Raw genomic sequence first — 903 nt, forward strand, 5'->3', positions numbered from 1 at the left:
GACGAATACGTGATAACAGACTGAAGCCAGGGTTTATCATTGTTTTTATCCTCAGCGCCATGAAACAAAGAGGGGAATATCCATCCATGGGTATTTAATGGTCTGAAAGCTCCACGGCAATTGGTCGAGTAGCATGTCAAAGGTGCCAGGGATGATATTTAGCTGCCAATGTTGGGGGGTGAAGGTGAGCACGCCTTCACGTTGAATGAAAGTGGATTGCAGCCCGCTGATGGAGGTTTTTCCCAGAACTCGCCAGTGGGCAATGATGGCCGTAAGCAAACCTTCGATGAGCGTTTCGGCCCCTGCCGGTAATGCAACCTGCTGAGGAATGGCCGTAGAGGGCGCAACGCCGCAGAGTACTTTGTTCAGCAACAGTTGATATTCTGGCGCGCTGTTGGTGCTATTCGTCATCCATTGCAGGCAGAACAGCGCTTGCAGTTGTGCCTGGGTATCAACAAAGTTGCGCCCGTCGGTCAGCGCGAGCCGCTGAAATAACATTGGGATATAGGCTGAGGCGATAACTAATCCCGCATTGTGAATGATGACGGGTTCAGCCACTGCTTCTGCGTTATTCTGCGGTTTTTCCCATGAGATCTCCGCGTTTTTCTTCACGTCCTTATCTGTCATATCAATGGCCTCAATAAGTTGTTTAATTTCCGGTTGCTGGAGATTCAGGTGTGCCGCCCACGGTGTTTTTCCCGATGGACTTTGTTCGCACTGGCTTGCGATCTGTACTAACGTTTTTTGCTGTGACGTAGAGGATATGAGCGACAGTAACCGCCCAATCAGCGCGGCAACCGACGTATCGTCAGATGCTTTGTCCTGATGCGCGTGAGCACGCCATAATTGATTTAACTCGATGAGAACAGCATGCATGAACGGGGTGCCGGTCATGGTGATCCC

General features: G+C 50.7%; 1 protein-coding gene. It reads right to left on the reverse strand.

Annotation, left to right across the window (positions count from 1 at the left end):
* Window positions 1–51: 51 nt before the first annotated feature.
* Window positions 52–903 (reverse strand): contractile injection system tape measure protein (locus J5224_RS30815; protein ID WP_264628825.1); only part of this gene is annotated, 852 nt, incomplete at its 5' end.

The organism is Candidatus Symbiopectobacterium sp. NZEC135 (assembly GCF_025962695.1).